Here is a 16,508-nt window from a genome sequence, read left to right on the forward strand (position 1 = left end):
TACCTAGGTTAACGTTATAATTGCGGCACCACTCATTACCTCACCCTTGCTTCGCTATATTTAGGGCGTAGAGCTAAAGGATGAGAGTCAAAACACAGAGTTCAATCACAATCAGGACAAAGGAGATGAAAGGTAAACATCGGAATTTTGGGAAAAATGTGATCTGAAATACAAACCGTAGAATGAGGATCAAGTGAAGATGAAAGATTACTACATTTCAACCAATGTAATAGAGTTTGATCTTAGTCCCATCAAGCACTTAGCCTGTTTAGTTAAGGGAGGGTTAAATTTATTCAGGTAACTGCAAGGGAATAATCGTCCTATTTTCAGGGTGAAGAGCATCTAGGCTATGACGCCAATGTTTATTAATTAGCTTATTCATTAACCCGCTGCTTCTTGCCTTAATCAAAGCCCGCTCTATGATCGGTTTGTAGGGTTTCGCATCTTGACTAAGGTAAAAAACAAAATCACTTTGATATTGCAATATCAAACGTTGCTCGATAGCAAGGTAAGGGTAAGATTCAGCCTCATAGGAGATCTCATTCATTCCTCTCGGAAAATAATGGATAGGACCTTCTACCGATAATTTCCGGTATAGCCCCCGCCACTCTCCGTCTTGTTCATAAACGTGAAGGTTATTTGCTCGCCATACGTCGACATCGTACCAACTAATACCGAGTCCTGCCGTTAAACCTGAACGCTGTAAATCACTCAAAGTGTGGATCTGGTCAAATGTGCTTTGTAGCTGTGGCGGAATTAACAATATTCTTTGCCCAATAAGCCCATTGGTCAGAGGTACGTTGACTGATGGATACTGCGCGTCGCGATCTTTGGTTTGAAGTAACCACATTACGGACAACTGATTATTTTCAACCATTTTAGTAATACGCTTCTGCGGAATACTCTTCTCCGTCGCCACAGCATTGGCATTAATACCATCCGCTTTCAGTGCTTCAATAAGCAGTTCGTGATAATAAGCGTGACCATTATCTTGCAGCGTAGGTAGACGTAAGGTTAGGACACGCTCATGTGCAAGCACTTGAGCACTAAAACAAACCAATAAAAGAGAAACCCATTTCATAATGCCATCCAAAGCCGTTAACTATTTCAACTATAGTTCGTTTATGGGAGATATGGTTTGTTTAGCGAGGGATAAAATACTTTTTTCAAACACTCAATGGATTTTGAGCACAGTTTTGCAATAAAAGTGGAGGATTGCAGCAATGGGCCTCAAACAGAGGCCCATAAAAGCTTAGATAACGAACAATTATTCGAAGATATATTTATCCATCATCGTCACCATTTTACCAATTTCTGGTTTGGTAATGGTGTCATTCGCGCCTAAGGCCAGTGCCTTACCTCGGTTATCCTCACTCATCAATGATGAGAACATGACAATTGGGGTATCACGGTACGCATCATTCTCGCGTAGACGTTTAAGTAAATGCATACCGTCCATGCGTGGCATTTCTACGTCAGTAACGATCGCGTCAACCAATTCTGAAACCGCCATATTTTCGGCTTTAGCAACACGTTCAATGTCCATTAATTTTTCGTAAGCTTCACCACCATCTTTACAGGCGATAATGTTATAACCCGCTGAACTCAACGTATCTTGGATTAAACTACGAATAAACGCTGAATCATCAACAACCATAACGGTTTTGGCATTACGTTTATTGACCATTTTTTGATTCAAATCAACAGAACGATCCACCTTGACGTCGTATTTTTCCATACTCAATTCAGGGTTGATATCGGCAATAATTTTCTCAAAATCCAAGATCATGATCAGGTTACCGTCTTTACGTACCACGGCCACTACACAGTCTTGTTCACCAGCTTCAAGAAATTGGCTCGGTGATTCAACATCATTCCAAGAAATACGATGGATACGGCTAATACTGTCAATTAAGAAGCCATTAGTCATACGGTTAAAATCCGTCACGATAACAAATTTTCGTTCTAATGTTTGACTCGTCGGTACGCCCAACCACCCCGCAAGATCAACCAACGGAGTAAGAACATCACGTGAAGAAAATACACCTATCATGTGGGGTTGTGCATTTGGGTAATCTGTTGTGTCAGGAACTTGTATCACTTCCCTTACTTTCGCAACGTTAATACCGTAATAACAGGTTTTCGTGCGTCCATCTGGCAGTACCTTTTCTAAATGAAACTCAATGATTTCAAGTTCGTTGGTACCACTTTCAGTTAAAATTGTACTACTTGGGTTGCTCATACTGGTCACTAATCTTAAAGGTGGTTATCGGTATTTGTTTAGTATGGCTTGATATCGATTCACGCCATCATCATTATTGGTATTTTTAACTTTATCAATACCCTTTTGTAAATCGTCTAACAGGGCTTGGTCCACATTTTTGTTAAAAGCATAGTAAAGTAATCCCTGTTTTAAGACATAAACCGTTTCAAACTGATCTGTTTTGTATCCCGCTTGCTTAATCCACCAATGCGCAGATCGTTCATCATAAGCGATTAAATCAATACGTTTTTTTATCAACAGTTCTGCCAGCATGGTAACATTGGTCGATTCTTGCATTGATTCCCTAGGAACGCCATATTGAAGTAATAATTGTTCGCCAACATCATCTCTTATGACACCAATCTTATATGATGTGATTTCTAAAGGTTCTTCTAGCGTAATATTACTTCCTTTACGCGCAATGATCGTCACTTTAATAGTATCAATCGGCCCAACCCAACGAAATAGATCTTCCCGATGTTCGGTTCTGGTTGTAGAAAAAAGCACCGCATCTTTTTTCAAAATAGCAGAGCGATACGAACGAGCCCATGGTTGCAAAACGACTTGACTGAGTAAAACCTCGTGCCCAGACAAAATGGCAGCTTCTTGGAGTAAATCGACCGAAATACCCGTCACAGCGCCTTGTTCAACAAAATTAAAAGGCGGATAAGATTCCGTATAATAAGTCAGACTTTCAAGGCCACTCGAATGTACGGGTATCACGGTGAACATGGTCAACAAAACGGTAAGTAGAATAAAACGCATGGTTTTTAGTGTGCTCATTCTTTACCTCATGTAACGTTATCTGCCTTTTGTTCTTAAACTTTAGATGTACTTCGAAAAGTCGTCTAGTTAATCGAAAATTTCTACGAATAAATATAAAAACATCATGAGTTAAATAATAAATGAAGCTGGTAATGGAAATTCCCACGAAACAACAGCTAAGTAACAACTTTACCCTATACTTACATGCTGTGGAAAAAGACTCCTCTAATAGAGCCAGCTATCTCATCACTTTTTTATAGCAACGCTCAGGCCTTCCAACAGTGCCATAATTTAAATCTGCCTCTAATTCACCACCACTAATCAAATACTCAAGATAGCGCCTTGCCGTGGTTCGACTAGCACCAATCTGCTCTCCGGCTTCGTCGGCCGTTAGACTGCAAGGCTCGTTAAATAAATGACGTATTTTATCCAAGGTGACTGAATCGATACCTTTAGGTAAACGACGGTGAACCGATGATTCACCTGAGCTTGCGGTTAACATTTTGTCGACCAGCCCTTGATCAAGGTCAGTGGCAGAGCCAAGCTCGCTTTGCTGAATTTGGTACTTCTTCAATGCAGATTCTAAGCGTGGAAACATCACCGGTTTGAGAAGGTAATCCACAACACCACCGCGCATTGCCTGTTGTAATGTTTCAACATCACGAGCAGCGGTGATTAAAATGACATCACATCCTTGGTTATTGCCACGAACTTGTTGCAGAATGTCGAGCCCCGTGCCATCTGGTAAGTAGACATCCAATAAAACTAAATTCGGTTTTAATAGCTCTAATTGCATCACAGCTTCAGCCTGTGTCGTGGCTATGCCAACCACATCAAAACCGCTGATTTGTGTCAGGTAGCGATGATGCAATTGCGCAATAGCAATATCATCTTCAATGATCATGACACGGGTATTCATATTTGTTCTTCCTTAGGTAAATAAACGGTCACTCTTGTACCAAATGTTTTGTTGCTCTTCATTTCAAGACTGCCTTGATAACGATCAGTCAATTGCTTCACTAAATACAGGCCAACACCTCGGTTATGAGAAGCTTTACTCGACACCCCTTTTTTCCACAGCATCTCTGGTGACCATTGCTCAGGTAAACCACATCCTTGGTCATTCACCTCAAGGATGATTTCATTGCCGTAGTCGCCAATAGAGACCTCTATAATACGCCGCTCTTGGGTAATTCGCTGTTCAGTTCGAATAGCAGTAAGTGTGGCATCAAACGCATTATCAATGAGATTTCCCAACAAGGTGACGATATCCTCAGCGTTGATCCTGTTAGGCAAAGGTTCTAAACGCGAACCTTCTTCCACAATCAATTCCAGCCCTAACTCACGTGCTCGTTCCGTTTTTCCTAGCAACATTCCGGCTATCAGCGGGTCTTTCACCGTTTCTCTTAAAAACTCGATAAGCTGTTGGTAGTGAGCGGTTTCTTGTCCAATCAACTGTTGTACTGCTTCCAACTCACCCATTTGCACTAATCCACTGATAGTATTGAGTTTATTTCTATGTTCGTGAGTTTGTGAACGCAACATTTCTGCATACTCTTTGGTTTGCGATAATTGCTCGGTCAATTCGTTGATCTCGTCCCGCAGACGGAAACTAGACACCGCACCAACCACTTTTCCATCAACCGTTATAGGACTACGATTCGCAATTAAACGCTGTTGATTCAGAAACAGTTCAATGTCGTTATCCGGCTGGCCACTTTCAATAACTGTCATCAAGTCACTTTGAGGCAACGAAAGAGAAAGCGCTTTATTGAGCGCGGTTTCTCTATCAATACCTAAAATGTCGCAAGCACTCTTGTTGATGGAGCGGAGAACACCTTGATGATCAATACTTAAAATACCCTCTTTCAAGGTGCTCATAGTCACATCGAGCTCTACATACAAGCGTCCGATCTCTTCTGGCTCAAAACCTAAAATCGCTTTTTGAAAACGCCGAGACGCGTAGCTCGATACCACTGCATTGGCGGCAACAACCAACAGTGCCATTGCAATAAGATAAATTAAAAAGGGCTCTATGCGATCTTGTAAACGTTCAATTAAATAACCGACAGAGACAACACCAATAATCTGACCTTCTGCATTAAATACCGCGGCCTTGCCCCGAACCGACTTACCTAATGAGCCTTGTGCAAAAGAGACATATGACTGACCTTGCACCAAGGCTTGTTCGTTATCGCCTCCTTTCATCGGTAAACCAATGCGTCCATCAATGGGATGTACCAAGCGAATACCATTTTGATCGCCAATTACGATGAATGCCGCGCCAATAAGTTGTGTTAATTCTCGAAATCGTTCTTGGTGCTCACTGCCACTGGCTGATTCAATCATAGTAACGATACTCGGTGACTGTGCTAAAAACGATGCAACACCGAGAGCTTTTAACCCCATTTCTTGTTCTTGTTCGTGCTTGATATAGACAAACCCTGCTGCAACTAATAGCAGTAATTCGATAAGTCCAGACAAGGTCATGATAATCAGCATCCGTTTACGAAAGCTGATATGACTCCAAACCATATTGATCTCCTTTCGCCGAAAAATAACACTAATTTAACATTCAATCGAAAAAAGAAAGAGATATCTGTGAACACAGCGGTACATTGAGGATACTAAAAGGTTGATGAGTGTTTGCGATGCAATATCAACCACCCACAATAAGCATCAACACACATAAAATGTTGTGATTATTTTTTTGTGATGAGTATCACGCAGAATTTAGGTATTTTTTAGTTCATCACTGCATATGACTTGTATACTTAATGAGCAAAAACGATGAGGTAGTGGCAGAACACACCTCGTTGGAGATAGCCCTATAATAACCATACCAATTGCTATCGATCGATTCACAACATTGTCAGAAGGAAACTTACAATGAAACGCGATGCCTTTGGAATTTGCCTTTCTCGGGACATGCTGTTTGATAACCTGCATTCAACATTCACACACGTAAGAGCTTATGAACTCAAAACGGAGTCGAATGAAGACCTAAGGGTGTTACTCGCTTTCCCGCAGATGTCTGGAAAAGATGTCCTCTCCACAATGCAAGGTAGCCAAAAACTTGAATGGAGAGCCGATTACTTTTGCCCATCTCATCATAAGCATTGAATTTTATTGAGATGCATTCCGTGCTAGTGTCTATAATTCACGCCACTAGTCGGCATTTCAATCATAAAAGTGCTGTTGACTTAGACAGCAAATAATTAGAGTATCAGCTCTAATTATTACAATTCGAGCTTAGCATGAAAGCGAAAACCATCAGTCTTGTACTATCTGCATTATTTGGCGCAGCTTCCTCTTCTCCATTTGCTGCGCCGATCTCCTTCCAACAAGCGTGGGAACTTTTGCAAGAAAGCAATAATTCTCTTGCTGCTGGTCGGGCTAACGTGGAACGTTATCAGCACATCAAAAATTCCACCGATAATTTAAACCTACCTTCCGTAACTCTAGGCGCAAACTATACACGTTTGGATCAAGATATAACGCTATCTGGAAAACAGATCTTCGATAGCACAGGGCAATCTATTTCCCCTTCTTTACCTCCAATTTTCGGACCTATAATTGCTAGTGCCGGCGCAATAACATCAACCATTGCTGAACGCGATATTTTTAGCTCTTCGATCCGAGCTGTTTGGCCTATTTTTACTGGCGGACGAATTGATGCCGCACAGTCAGCAGCGGAAGGTCGGCAAGAAGAGGCACAAAGCCAGTTAGCGATGGAGACTCAAGCACGCTATGAAGATCTCAGCAAATACTACTTCAGTGTGTTGCTGGCAAAAGAGGTGTTAGTAACACGCCAAGCCGCAGAATTGGGTCTAACTAAACATCGTGATAATGCATTGAAACTTGAGCAACAAGGTCAGATTGCACATGTCGAACGTTTACAAGCAGAAGCTTCTCTCGATAAAGCGATTGTAGAGCGCAAGAAAGCGCAAAAGAACTTAGATATTGCACAGAGTGCTTTGACACAAATTCTGGGGCAAAATGAAAAAGTTGAGCCCAATGGTTCACTGTTTATTAACAGCAGCTTGCCTCCTCTTTCGATTTTTGTTGATCAAACACTGAACACTTATCCAGGACTTGCGTTACTTGAAGCAAAAGAAAAACAAGCCAACAGTTTAATGAAAGCCGAAAAAGGCAAATATTATCCGGAAGTTTATCTTTATGGGGATTACAACCTCTATGAAGATGACTCACTGGCCAGCCAGTTAAAACCAGATTGGTTAGTGGGTGTCGGGGTCAATATTCCTTTGCTCGAATCTTCTGGTCGTAGTGATCAAGTCAAAGCCGCTCATAGCGCTATCTCGCAAGTAAAGTATTTAAAAGCACAAGCTAAACAAGATTTGAGTGTTTTGGTTGAAAAAACCTACCTCGAAGCAGAACAAGCCTTAGAAGAAGCTACCGGATTAAATTCTAGCTTATCACTTGCCAATGAGAATTTACGCTTACGCCAAAAAGCTTTCAGCCAGGGCCTAGCAACGTCATTAGATGTCGTCGATGCCGAACTGTACCTAGCAAGCATTAAAACTCAACGCTCATTGGCCAGCTTTAACTACCTACTCTCTTTGAACAAATTATTGGCACTAACTAGCGAAATGAATACGTTTCCTAACTACAAACAATCAGCAATTCCGTTAAATACAGCATTAACCAACCCATCAATTGATCAAGAGGATGCCTTATGAAAGCCGTAAAACCAACCTTGATTGCTCTCTCAGCTATCATTGCGATCTCTTGGGTGGGATACCGCTTTTATCAAGCTTATCAACCAAAGCCGATCCGTCTACAAGGTCAAATTGAGTCAGAGCAATACAGCATTTCTTCAAAAGTACCAGGTCGTATTGACCAAGTCTTAGTGCGAAAAGGTGACATTGTCGAACGAGGACAGCTTATTTTTACACTGCATAGCCCAGAAATTGAAGCCAAATTAGAACAAGCGATTGCAGGGCAAAAAGCCGCGGGTGCATTAGCGAAAGAAGCTGAAAATGGTGCTAGAAACCAACAAATTCAAGCAGCTAAAGATCAGTGGCTAAAAGCCAAAGCTGCTGCTGATTTGATGGAAAAAACCTACTTGCGCGTTAATAACCTCTACCGTGACGGTGTGGTAGCAGAACAAAAACGTGATGAAACTAATACCCAATGGCAAGCAGCAAAATATACAGAAAGCGCAGCTTTTCAGATGTACCAAATGGCAAAAGAAGGAGTTCGCTCTGAAACCAAGCAAGCCGCTGCAGAAAAAGAACGCATGGCTGCTGGTGCTGTAGCAGAAGTTGAAGCGTACGCAGCGGATACCAAAATTGAAAGTTGGTTTGATGGTGAAGTCTCACAAGTACTGTTAAAAAGTGGCGAATTGGCCCCACAAGGATTCCCAGTTGTTACCGTGGTAGATACCAAACAGTCGTGGGCGGTGCTTAATGTCCGTGAAGATCAACTCAAGCACTTCCAGAAAGGAGCAACGTTTAATGCTTATATCCCAGCACTAGAGACCAACGTAGAGTTTCAAGTTGCTCATATTGCCGTGATGGGTGACTTCGCCACTTGGCGCTCGACTGATGCCTCTCAAGGCTTTGACCTACGTACATTCGAAGTTGAAGCACGCCCGACAACGCAAATTGAAGGACTGCGTATGGGTATGAGTTTAGTGGTTGAGTTATAAGCCGTATGTCAATTCAACCACGTCCACAGTGGCCTTTACTGCGTCATGACCCTTGGTTATTGTCGTGCCTAACTTGGGTGCCCATTGTATTGGCATTCAGTATTTGGTGGATCTTTTCACAAGGCATTGCTCGTGACTTATCGATTGGCGTCGTAGATTTATCTCATAGCCAACTATCACGGCAATTGGTGAGGGAGCTTGATGCGACCTCTACCCTAACGGTTGAGAAACACTACCAAGACGTTAGTCAGGCTAAAGCTGCGCTTATTGAAAGCGATATTTATGCGTACGTTGTCATTCCGTATGGTTTCGATAAATCCATCATGCGTGGTGAACAGCCACAAGTTTCCACCTTTTTTAATAGCCAATATATTTTGGTTGGCAAGTTAATCAATTCTGCTGTTGTACAAGCTCAAAGTACCTTCAACGCACAGATTGATGTGATGAAAACGTTAGCGTCAAGCAACCAAACTACCCTGAGTGCAATGGGACGAGCCGTTCCAATACGCACCCAACTGACGCCATTATTTAATCTAAACACCAACTATGCCCAATTTTTAGTGTCAGCCGCTATACCCGCGATCTGGCAAATTGTGATTGTTGTTAGCACCATTATGATACTCGCGGCTAACTATCGTCATTTTGGGTTAAAAAACTGGCTGGGTGACAGACCACTATACGTATTAGCACGAACTCTCAAGTACTATATCCCTTTATTTATGCTGCAAGGGATAGGGTTTTTGATCTGGTTTTATCAGTGGCTTGATTGGCCAATGCAAGGGAGCTTTGGCATTTTAATTATTGCGCAAATTTTCACGACTATAGCCTGCATTATCATGGGAGCACTGTTCTTTTTCTTGACCTTAGACTCAGCAAGAGCAATGAGTTTTGCTGGTGCTTACACAGCTCCAAGCTTTGCCTTTATGGGCATCACCTTCCCCGCAACAGATATGAACTCTCTCGCACAGTTATGGCGTAATATATTGCCTATTAGTCACTATATCGAGGTACAGGTCAGTCAAGTAAGTTATGATTCCAGCGCATGGCGTTCATTTGAATATTTGGTCCCTATGTTTGGCTATGCGTTACCACTAGCCTTGATACTATTGTTGATCAAAAAACATATTAAAGCAGAGCAGTTAAACCATGACTGAAACCATAAAATTCCTCGCTCTGCTTAAAGCGGAGTTAAAAGCATTCTTTACCAATCCGGTTGTCTTACTCACCGTATTTGGTGGGGTTGTTTTTTATTCGTTTTTATATCCACTGCCCTATACTCAACAAACACCAAGAGGGCAGTTGCTAACCATCGTCAACTTAGATAAGAGCCAAGCCAGTTATCAACTTGAACGCATGGTAGACGCAACCCCTCAAGTTAAGGTTGTTCAGAGAAATAGTACCATTGAAGAAGCTAAACACGCTTTCTTGGACAGACAAGTCAGCGGTATTCTCGTCATTCCTGAACATTTCTACAGAGATTTATTACTAGGCAAAAGCCCCACGCTCGCTTACGCTGGCGATGCTTCTTACTTTTTAGTGTATGGCACTATTGTTGAGGGGCTTGTGCAAGCTGGTGGTACGCTGGCCGCACAAAGTAAGGTTTCGCGTTTAGTTATTGAAGGTGAACCTATGGCGTTCGCTTCACAGCACTTTTCAGCAACAAACATCAATCTTAAGCCCACCTTTAATCCACGCATGGGTTATGTTGATTACGTCGTTCCTGCCGTGTTTGTTTTGATCTTACAACAAACCCTAGTGATGGCATCGGGGCTAATGGGAGGCACGCAAAAACATGGACATGGGTATTGGTCAAACACCACTCCCTTGCGGCTGCTACTGGCACGCAGTGTAGTTTTGGTTGTCGTTTATTATCTTCTCAGTATGTATTACTTTGGCGCGAGCTTTAGTTCACATGGTGTTAATACGATTGGCAATGCATCACAAATACTGTTGCTGCTTTTACCCTTTTTACTTTGCTGTTGCTTCATCGGCATTTGGCTCGGTGCGATTACACCAAGACGTGAATTAGTTACCCTTGTGGTGTTGGTAAGTTCAATGCCACTGGTTTTCTCTGCTGGTTTTATTTGGCCAATCGAAGCAATTCCTAGTCCAATGGTGTGGATATCAAACCTATTCCCAAGTACACCAGCAATTCAAGGTTTCCTTGGTCTAAACCAAATGGGCGCATCCTGGTCTCAAATTGAGCCAAAGTGGTGGTTATTGTGGGCACAGACGGCGGGCTGGGGAGCACTCGCTCTTTATCAGTTGCGTCGAGTTCACTAGCCTTACTCTTGCCACTGTTGGCGCATGCGTTCAACAGTGGCGTCATCAACCCCATGAACATTTTGAAACTGCCCGCGGCAAATGATTATTTTCAACCTCGCCTTGTAGCGTTTAGCTAATTGTTTATACGCTTTCATCTCCCAATGACGGATAAAAGTATTCGACACAACCACGCTTTCCCCTTTAGCTAACCACTGCTGTGCTTGCCGTTGACACCACTGGTGTGCTTGTTGGATTTTTTCCGGGTGATAATGGTATTCACCATGCTCATTAACAAAGTACATATCAGCTTCTAAATGCCGACCTGACATTGCCTTGGCTAAGGTGGATTTCCCCGAGCCAGGTAAACCTCGAACTAAAGTTAGCGTTAATGTCATAAACGGCAGCATAATCAAATTGGACGTTGGCACACTATATACCCAAACGACTTGAAGTGCAGGTAAGCGGCGAGTTGGAAAGGTATAGCGAATTTTCAATTAGATTAACTTTACTGTCGACAATCAGTTTTTATTGAGTTAACTTTGGAAGTATAGACGTCCACGATATAGCTTAGGGAGAAAGCTGTGCCGATTAAGATCCCCGATCAACTACCCGCTAGTGATGTGCTGCGTAACGAAAACATTTTCGTGATGTCAGAAACACGCGCCTCGACTCAGGGCATTCGTCCACTTAAAGTTTTGATCTTAAATTTAATGCCTAAGAAGATCGAGACAGAAACTCAGTTTCTACGTCTACTGTCTAATAGCCCACTACAAGTAGATATCGAACTACTGAGAATTGATGACCGCCCAAGTAAAAATACGCCAAATGAGCATTTAGATAACTTTTATCGTCAGTTTGAAATGGTTAAACATCGCAATTTTGATGGACTAATCATCACCGGTGCTCCACTCGGTTTGGTGCAATTTGAAGATGTGCTTTATTGGGATCATCTAAAAAGTGTCATGGAGTGGGCCAAAAATCATGTTACGTCAACATTGTATGTGTGTTGGGCTGCGCAAGCGGGGCTAAAGCTGCTTTATAATTTGCCTAAACGCACACGAAAAGAAAAACTGTCGGGTGTTTACCATCATGAAATTCAGAATCCATTCCATCCTATTTTGCGTGGTTTTGATGACTCATTTTTAGCACCGCATTCACGCTACGCTGACTTTTCACCTGAATATTTAGCAGAGCATACTGATTTAGACATTCTCGCCACCTCTGATGTAGCAGGCGTGTATCTGGCATCAACCAAAGATAAGCGCAATGTGTTTGTCACCGGGCATCCAGAGTATGACGCCCATACTTTGCACGGTGAATATGTTAGAGATCTAAGTGAAGGTATGGAGCCTGCGATCCCTGTCAACTATTATCCCAATGACAACCCAGACAACAAACCAATAGCAAGCTGGAGAAGCCATGGCCATTTGCTATTTGCTAACTGGTTGAACTATTGTGTATACCAACAAACGCCATATGATCTTGAACACTTTAGTGAAGATAAATTTACAAAAGATACCTAAAGCACTTTCATTTTCGTCAACATCAAATTAGATCGTGTATTAAGTAAATGACAGAGGATGGCTTGCTAAGTCACCTTCTGTCATCCTAGCCTTCCATTATTAACGGAATGCTGACTCAAGTTTGCTGGTTAAAACGCCTCTCTTACGCCGCTACGTATTTAGAGATATCAACGCTATCGATCTGCTCTGCGGCCATAAATTGCTCGGCATATTGCTGATAAATCCCCGATGTCAGAAATAGCTTAAATAGCTGGGCATCAATATGCTGATCCTTAGCCATAAAACTCATGATGTTAATCGACTCAGACAATGTTTTCGCTTTCTTATAAGGTCGATCAGAACTGGTGAGTGCTTCAAAAATATCGGCAATCGCCATAATTCTTGCTGTAAGTGGCATTTCCTCGGCTTTAAGCCCCATAGGGTAACCTGTGCCATCCATTTTTTCATGATGTCCACCAGCAATACTTGGAATATTTTTCATTGAGCTGGGGAACGGTAATCGCTCTAACATTTTTATTGTTTGAATAATGTGGTCGTTGATGATGAACCGCTCTTCCTCTGTCAAGGTGCCGCGTTGAATAGATAAATTATACCGCTCCCCCAAATTAGCTTGATATTGGGGTTTTACCATAGAGAACCGAAGGTCGGTTTCAGTAATAACTTTCCAATCAATAAGATGCTCAGGCTTATCTTGTAAAAGCTTCTCTTGCACTGGTAGTGACTCTGGTTTGTCTGAGTAACGTTCTGCCTCTACCCATGACAGACCAAGTCGGTTGCTGAGTGTTCTGACCCATGAACGGTTACCAATTTGTCCAATACGTTCAATTGACTCATGAGATAAAAACTCCCCCCCCTGATTAACCTGTGCAATAAAGGCAAATTCATCATCCAACTGCTGCCACTGTAATTCTAATTGCTGGCGTAATTCTGTTGGTAATTCATTCTTCAGCGCTATTTTATACATCTTAATTTCAGCATCTCGTTTTAGCACTTCAAAGCGTGTTCGTATTTCATGAATTCGGTTATATATCGTTTCTAACTTCACCGATTTATCAACCACATACTCTGGTGTAGTTATTTTCCCACAGTCATGTAACCATGCTGCAATGCGCAACTCTTCCCACTCTTCTTCATTTAAGCGAAAACCCCTATAAGTATCATCGTTATCATGAGCCGCTTTTGCCAACCACTGAGTTAATACCGGGACTCGTTGGCAATGGTTACCTGTGTAGGGAGATTTGGTATCAATCGTGCTCGCCATTAACTGAATAATTGAATCTAATAATGCTTTTTGCTCCGCCGACATTTTACGCGCTTCAATTGTAACTGATATATAACCTGTCAGCGCTTCAATAAAATGAAGTTGATGAGTAAGGATACGCTGCTTATTTTCTTCCGAGGAAGAAAAGCCGATCGTACCAATCACGTTTCGTCTACGATCAAGCAATGGAAAAAAAAGATACCAGTCTGATGGCTGCGCAATGGGCTTGGACGAGAATTTACGTAGTTGCTTAGCCGATATTGCAACATAAGTCTGTTGTCTAATAAGTTTATCCATCAATTGCTTTAGACGCTCATCATCAACATCTAAGGTTTGGTATTGTTCAACATTACGCTCTCCCGTACCCTCAGCCCAAACATAGTGTGGAACCAGTTTGTTTTTTTCTGAATCTAAGAGATAAACGAACGTTCCTTTTGAACCTGTTGCGCGTGCGGTATCTTTACACACTCTCCCCAAAAGTTGTTCGAGATTGTGTTCTTGTGCGATAGCATTGGTCATGGAGATAAAGCGGCTGAGTGTATTTTGCATCCCTGACAAAGAACCGCGCAGCTCATTGATTTCTTTAATGTTTGAAGGGGATAAAGGCGATACTGTAAAGTCCAACTTTTCAATAGACTTCGCTTTTAGCGATGCTTGTTTGATTGGCTTCGATACCCATCGAGATACATAATAGATCATCGGTAATAAAATCAGGAGTAACAAAAATGAGCTTAGCAATGCATTAAATAAGATCTCTTCACCACTATCAAATAAGTCCGAAGCTCGGGCGATAATCAAAAGATACAAATCTTCTTTCTTATAAATTGGGATATTCACCACCTGGGTGTACCACAGATCCCCATTTATCCACTCACTATGTAGCGTATTCTTTTCACTCTTAGATTCACTAGCATGATACTCAATAGCTGACAACATCACGGCTTCATTAATGTTCTTGACCATAGGCTCACTTTGATTGCTAAAATTAGCCTGCTTGTCAAATACCGAAGGGTCACTATAGGCATAAACATACTCACTGCTGTCATAAAGTACACGTATAGAAGACGGTTTTTTCAGCGTTTGCTGTAAAGTTCGCGACAGTTCCTTAGATAACAAATTAGCAGACACGACGGCACCAGAAGCATGTCGTTGACTCACATCCAAGCCAAATTGACCAAGTTTTTGTGAATAGTGAGGAACTGAGATATTAACCCCGTTTATTTTGGTATTTTGAAACCAAGAAAAAGTACGGCTATCAGTCCTGTTATCGACACTGCTTGTGGTAGCAAGCCACTGTTTATTCCCATCATAAAAAAGATGTGTATTCTCTTTCGTGGTAAACGAGTGGTTTTCGACCATAAACATCGTATTCGCTGGGGCATCAAAATCGCTGTTTTTAATATCAGGACCAAACATAGTCACAACAAATAAGTCCCCATTTGGATAACCAACTTGATAAACCGAATCTGCGGTTGAATCAGCTAACAATTCAAATATCACGGGCACAAATTTTTTACGTTCTTCAATATTGTTCGCCGTCATCAAATCAGATGATGATAGCCCACGAACCGCAGAAAAGACCGAATGGTATTTCGCTGAGAATATCGTGTGAGTTTCACTGGCAATACGCTCAAACAACGCCTGATTTGACTGCAATAACATTTTGTTCAAACTGTTTTGCGTCAGCCAAATCTGAGTTGTACTAACCACAATGGCAACTGCAAAAAATAGCACCGAAACATAAACACGAATTGAAAAATTGAAGTTCGGCAGAATGCGACTTTTTCCAAATGCCATAATGTGTTCCCAAAAAAAGAAATGGATAAATTCATAGTAGGTTGTAACGCAATATAACGAAAACCGAATACATAACTTGTTTGACTAATTTCTCACTATTAAACCATTGATAAAAAAACGGGGGCAACTCGCATAGTTGTCATCTCACTTTCCTTTAACAGCTTGACTTGCCTAATATAGCCCGCACATTTGCTGGGAGAAAAACTTATGATACGAATGCTGACCGCACTGTATCCTTTAGTACTTTCAGGGTGCATAACTGTTACAGAAAATCACCTTGCGCAGAACAGTGATTCAGAAATCAAGCATAATCCTATCGACATGGCTGAATCTCGTCTTGCGCTTGGTTTAGGCTATTTAGACAATGGCAATATGAGCAAAGCGCGTGAAAATTTAGAAAAAGCAATACACTATGCGCCAGATGATTATCGAACTCAGCTTGCCATGGCGCACTATCATGAAATGGTAGAGGAAACTGACGCCGCCCGGCATACTTACCATGCGGCGTTGAAAGCCCATCCGAAAAACGGCAATGTGCTCAATAACTACGGCACTTTTTTATGTAAGCAAGGACAATATGAACAAGCCGACCAATTTTTCAACCAAGCCATAATTCAACCTGATTACTACCTCACGGCCTCGAGTTATGAAAACGCGGCCTTTTGCGCCTTGAAGTCAGGAAATGAGGAAAAAGCACGCTACTATTTTACTCGAACATTAAATCATGACCCCGATCGTATTCGTGCTGCACTACAACTGACAAAACTAGAAATCAACGCCCAACAATATACTCAAGCTCGACTTCGTCTGATGCAATTAAACCAACGTTATGGTTATCAAAAAGCATCCTTACAACTATTGGTTGAACTGGAAAGAAAAGCAGGAAACACAACGTTAGAGAAAAAGTATCAGACATTACTCGATACTTTTTCTTAACTGAAAGAGGCTAACTTTTGCTCAGTG

14 protein-coding genes are annotated in these 16,508 nt (G+C 41.8%); 7 read left to right on the forward strand and 7 right to left on the reverse strand.

From position 1 onward, the window contains the following. Positions 1-289: 289 nt before the first annotated feature. The 5 genes from HGG78_RS06595 to HGG78_RS06615 all read right to left on the reverse strand — a co-directional run bounded on the left by HGG78_RS06595 (position 290) and on the right by HGG78_RS06615 (position 5,563). On the reverse strand, positions 290-1,081 hold the full coding sequence (locus HGG78_RS06595; protein WP_172532377.1) for a hypothetical protein: 792 nt from the start codon (positions 1,079-1,081) through the stop codon (positions 290-292). A 186-nt stretch (positions 1,082-1,267) separates the two neighbouring features. Next, positions 1,268-2,242 carry a chemotaxis protein gene (locus HGG78_RS06600; RefSeq protein WP_053309400.1) on the reverse strand — a complete coding sequence of 325 codons (975 nt, stop codon included), beginning with the start codon at positions 2,240-2,242 and terminating at the stop codon, positions 1,268-1,270. Between the two features lie 24 nt (positions 2,243-2,266). After that, positions 2,267-3,046: a substrate-binding periplasmic protein gene (locus HGG78_RS06605; protein WP_172532378.1), complete on the reverse strand. Its 780-nt coding sequence runs from the start codon at positions 3,044-3,046 to the stop codon at positions 2,267-2,269. Between the two features lie 220 nt (positions 3,047-3,266). After that, positions 3,267-3,947 carry a response regulator gene (locus tag HGG78_RS06610; protein ID WP_053309398.1) on the reverse strand — a complete coding sequence of 227 codons (681 nt, stop codon included), beginning with the start codon at positions 3,945-3,947 and terminating at the stop codon, positions 3,267-3,269. Continuing rightward, the gene (locus HGG78_RS06615; protein ID WP_172532379.1) at positions 3,944-5,563 is read right to left on the reverse strand and encodes an ATP-binding protein; all 1,620 of its coding nucleotides are present in this window, start codon (positions 5,561-5,563) and stop codon (positions 3,944-3,946) included. Before HGG78_RS06615 ends, HGG78_RS06610 begins: the two co-directional genes overlap by 4 nt. A gap of 354 nt (positions 5,564-5,917) precedes the next feature. Here HGG78_RS06615 and HGG78_RS06620 point away from each other — a divergent pair, with 354 nt between their 5' ends. The 5 genes from HGG78_RS06620 (at position 5,918) to HGG78_RS06640 (ending at position 10,982) form a co-directional block, all read left to right on the forward strand. Beyond that, complete coding sequence (locus HGG78_RS06620) at positions 5,918-6,151, forward strand: hypothetical protein (RefSeq protein WP_053309396.1); 234 nt, start codon at positions 5,918-5,920, stop codon at positions 6,149-6,151. A 134-nt stretch (positions 6,152-6,285) separates the two neighbouring features. Next, positions 6,286-7,728 carry a TolC family protein gene (locus HGG78_RS06625; RefSeq protein WP_172532380.1) on the forward strand — a complete coding sequence of 481 codons (1,443 nt, stop codon included), beginning with the start codon at positions 6,286-6,288 and terminating at the stop codon, positions 7,726-7,728. Then, positions 7,725-8,699 (forward strand): HlyD family secretion protein, encoded by a 975-nt coding sequence (locus HGG78_RS06630; protein WP_172532381.1) that lies wholly within the window; start codon positions 7,725-7,727, stop codon positions 8,697-8,699. The genes HGG78_RS06625 and HGG78_RS06630 overlap by 4 nt, the downstream gene beginning before the upstream one ends. A gap of 5 nt (positions 8,700-8,704) precedes the next feature. Further along, positions 8,705-9,853 (forward strand): ABC transporter permease, encoded by a 1,149-nt coding sequence (locus HGG78_RS06635; RefSeq protein ID WP_172532382.1) that lies wholly within the window; start codon positions 8,705-8,707, stop codon positions 9,851-9,853. Next, on the forward strand, positions 9,846-10,982 hold the full coding sequence (locus tag HGG78_RS06640; RefSeq protein ID WP_053309392.1) for an ABC transporter permease: 1,137 nt from the start codon (positions 9,846-9,848) through the stop codon (positions 10,980-10,982). The genes HGG78_RS06635 and HGG78_RS06640 overlap by 8 nt, the downstream gene beginning before the upstream one ends. A gap of 2 nt (positions 10,983-10,984) precedes the next feature. On the opposite strand, the gene HGG78_RS06645 is transcribed toward HGG78_RS06640, so the two are convergent. Continuing rightward, entirely contained in the window at positions 10,985-11,359 is a 375-nt protein-coding gene (locus HGG78_RS06645) for an ATP-binding protein (RefSeq protein WP_053309431.1), read from the reverse strand. Positions 11,360-11,545: 186 nt separating this feature from the next. Here HGG78_RS06645 and metA point away from each other — a divergent pair, with 186 nt between their 5' ends. After that, positions 11,546-12,487 carry a homoserine O-acetyltransferase MetA gene (gene metA / locus HGG78_RS06650; protein WP_053309391.1) on the forward strand — a complete coding sequence of 314 codons (942 nt, stop codon included), beginning with the start codon at positions 11,546-11,548 and terminating at the stop codon, positions 12,485-12,487. A gap of 142 nt (positions 12,488-12,629) precedes the next feature. On the opposite strand, the gene HGG78_RS06655 is transcribed toward metA, so the two are convergent. Beyond that, positions 12,630-15,545, reverse strand: a complete 2,916-nt coding sequence (locus tag HGG78_RS06655) for an HD domain-containing phosphohydrolase (protein ID WP_172532383.1) — start codon at positions 15,543-15,545, stop codon at positions 12,630-12,632. Between the two features lie 207 nt (positions 15,546-15,752). Here HGG78_RS06655 and pilW point away from each other — a divergent pair, with 207 nt between their 5' ends. Beyond that, the gene (gene pilW, locus HGG78_RS06660) at positions 15,753-16,481 is read left to right on the forward strand and encodes a type IV pilus biogenesis/stability protein PilW (RefSeq protein WP_053309389.1); all 729 of its coding nucleotides are present in this window, start codon (positions 15,753-15,755) and stop codon (positions 16,479-16,481) included. The last annotated feature ends 27 nt before the right edge of the window (positions 16,482-16,508 follow it).

The organism is Vibrio aestuarianus, assembly GCF_012395185.1.
GTDB lineage: Bacteria > Pseudomonadota > Gammaproteobacteria > Enterobacterales > Vibrionaceae > Vibrio > Vibrio aestuarianus.

Coding starts and splice junctions, on each gene's coding strand:
- HGG78_RS06595 (WP_172532377.1), bottom strand. CDS start 1,081: ATGAAATGGGTTTCTCTTTTATTGGTTTGTTTTAGTGCTCAAGTGCTT.
- HGG78_RS06600 (WP_053309400.1), bottom strand. CDS start 2,242: ATGAGCAACCCAAGTAGTACAATTTTAACTGAAAGTGGTACCAACGAA.
- HGG78_RS06605 (WP_172532378.1), bottom strand. CDS start 3,046: ATGAGCACACTAAAAACCATGCGTTTTATTCTACTTACCGTTTTGTTG.
- HGG78_RS06610 (WP_053309398.1), bottom strand. CDS start 3,947: ATGAATACCCGTGTCATGATCATTGAAGATGATATTGCTATTGCGCAA.
- HGG78_RS06615 (WP_172532379.1), bottom strand. CDS start 5,563: ATGGTTTGGAGTCATATCAGCTTTCGTAAACGGATGCTGATTATCATG.
- HGG78_RS06620 (WP_053309396.1), top strand. CDS start 5,918: ATGAAACGCGATGCCTTTGGAATTTGCCTTTCTCGGGACATGCTGTTT.
- HGG78_RS06625 (WP_172532380.1), top strand. CDS start 6,286: ATGAAAGCGAAAACCATCAGTCTTGTACTATCTGCATTATTTGGCGCA.
- HGG78_RS06630 (WP_172532381.1), top strand. CDS start 7,725: ATGAAAGCCGTAAAACCAACCTTGATTGCTCTCTCAGCTATCATTGCG.
- HGG78_RS06635 (WP_172532382.1), top strand. CDS start 8,705: ATGTCAATTCAACCACGTCCACAGTGGCCTTTACTGCGTCATGACCCT.
- HGG78_RS06640 (WP_053309392.1), top strand. CDS start 9,846: ATGACTGAAACCATAAAATTCCTCGCTCTGCTTAAAGCGGAGTTAAAA.
- HGG78_RS06645 (WP_053309431.1), bottom strand. CDS start 11,359: ATGACATTAACGCTAACTTTAGTTCGAGGTTTACCTGGCTCGGGGAAA.
- HGG78_RS06655 (WP_172532383.1), bottom strand. CDS start 15,545: ATGGCATTTGGAAAAAGTCGCATTCTGCCGAACTTCAATTTTTCAATT.
- pilW (WP_053309389.1), top strand. CDS start 15,753: ATGATACGAATGCTGACCGCACTGTATCCTTTAGTACTTTCAGGGTGC.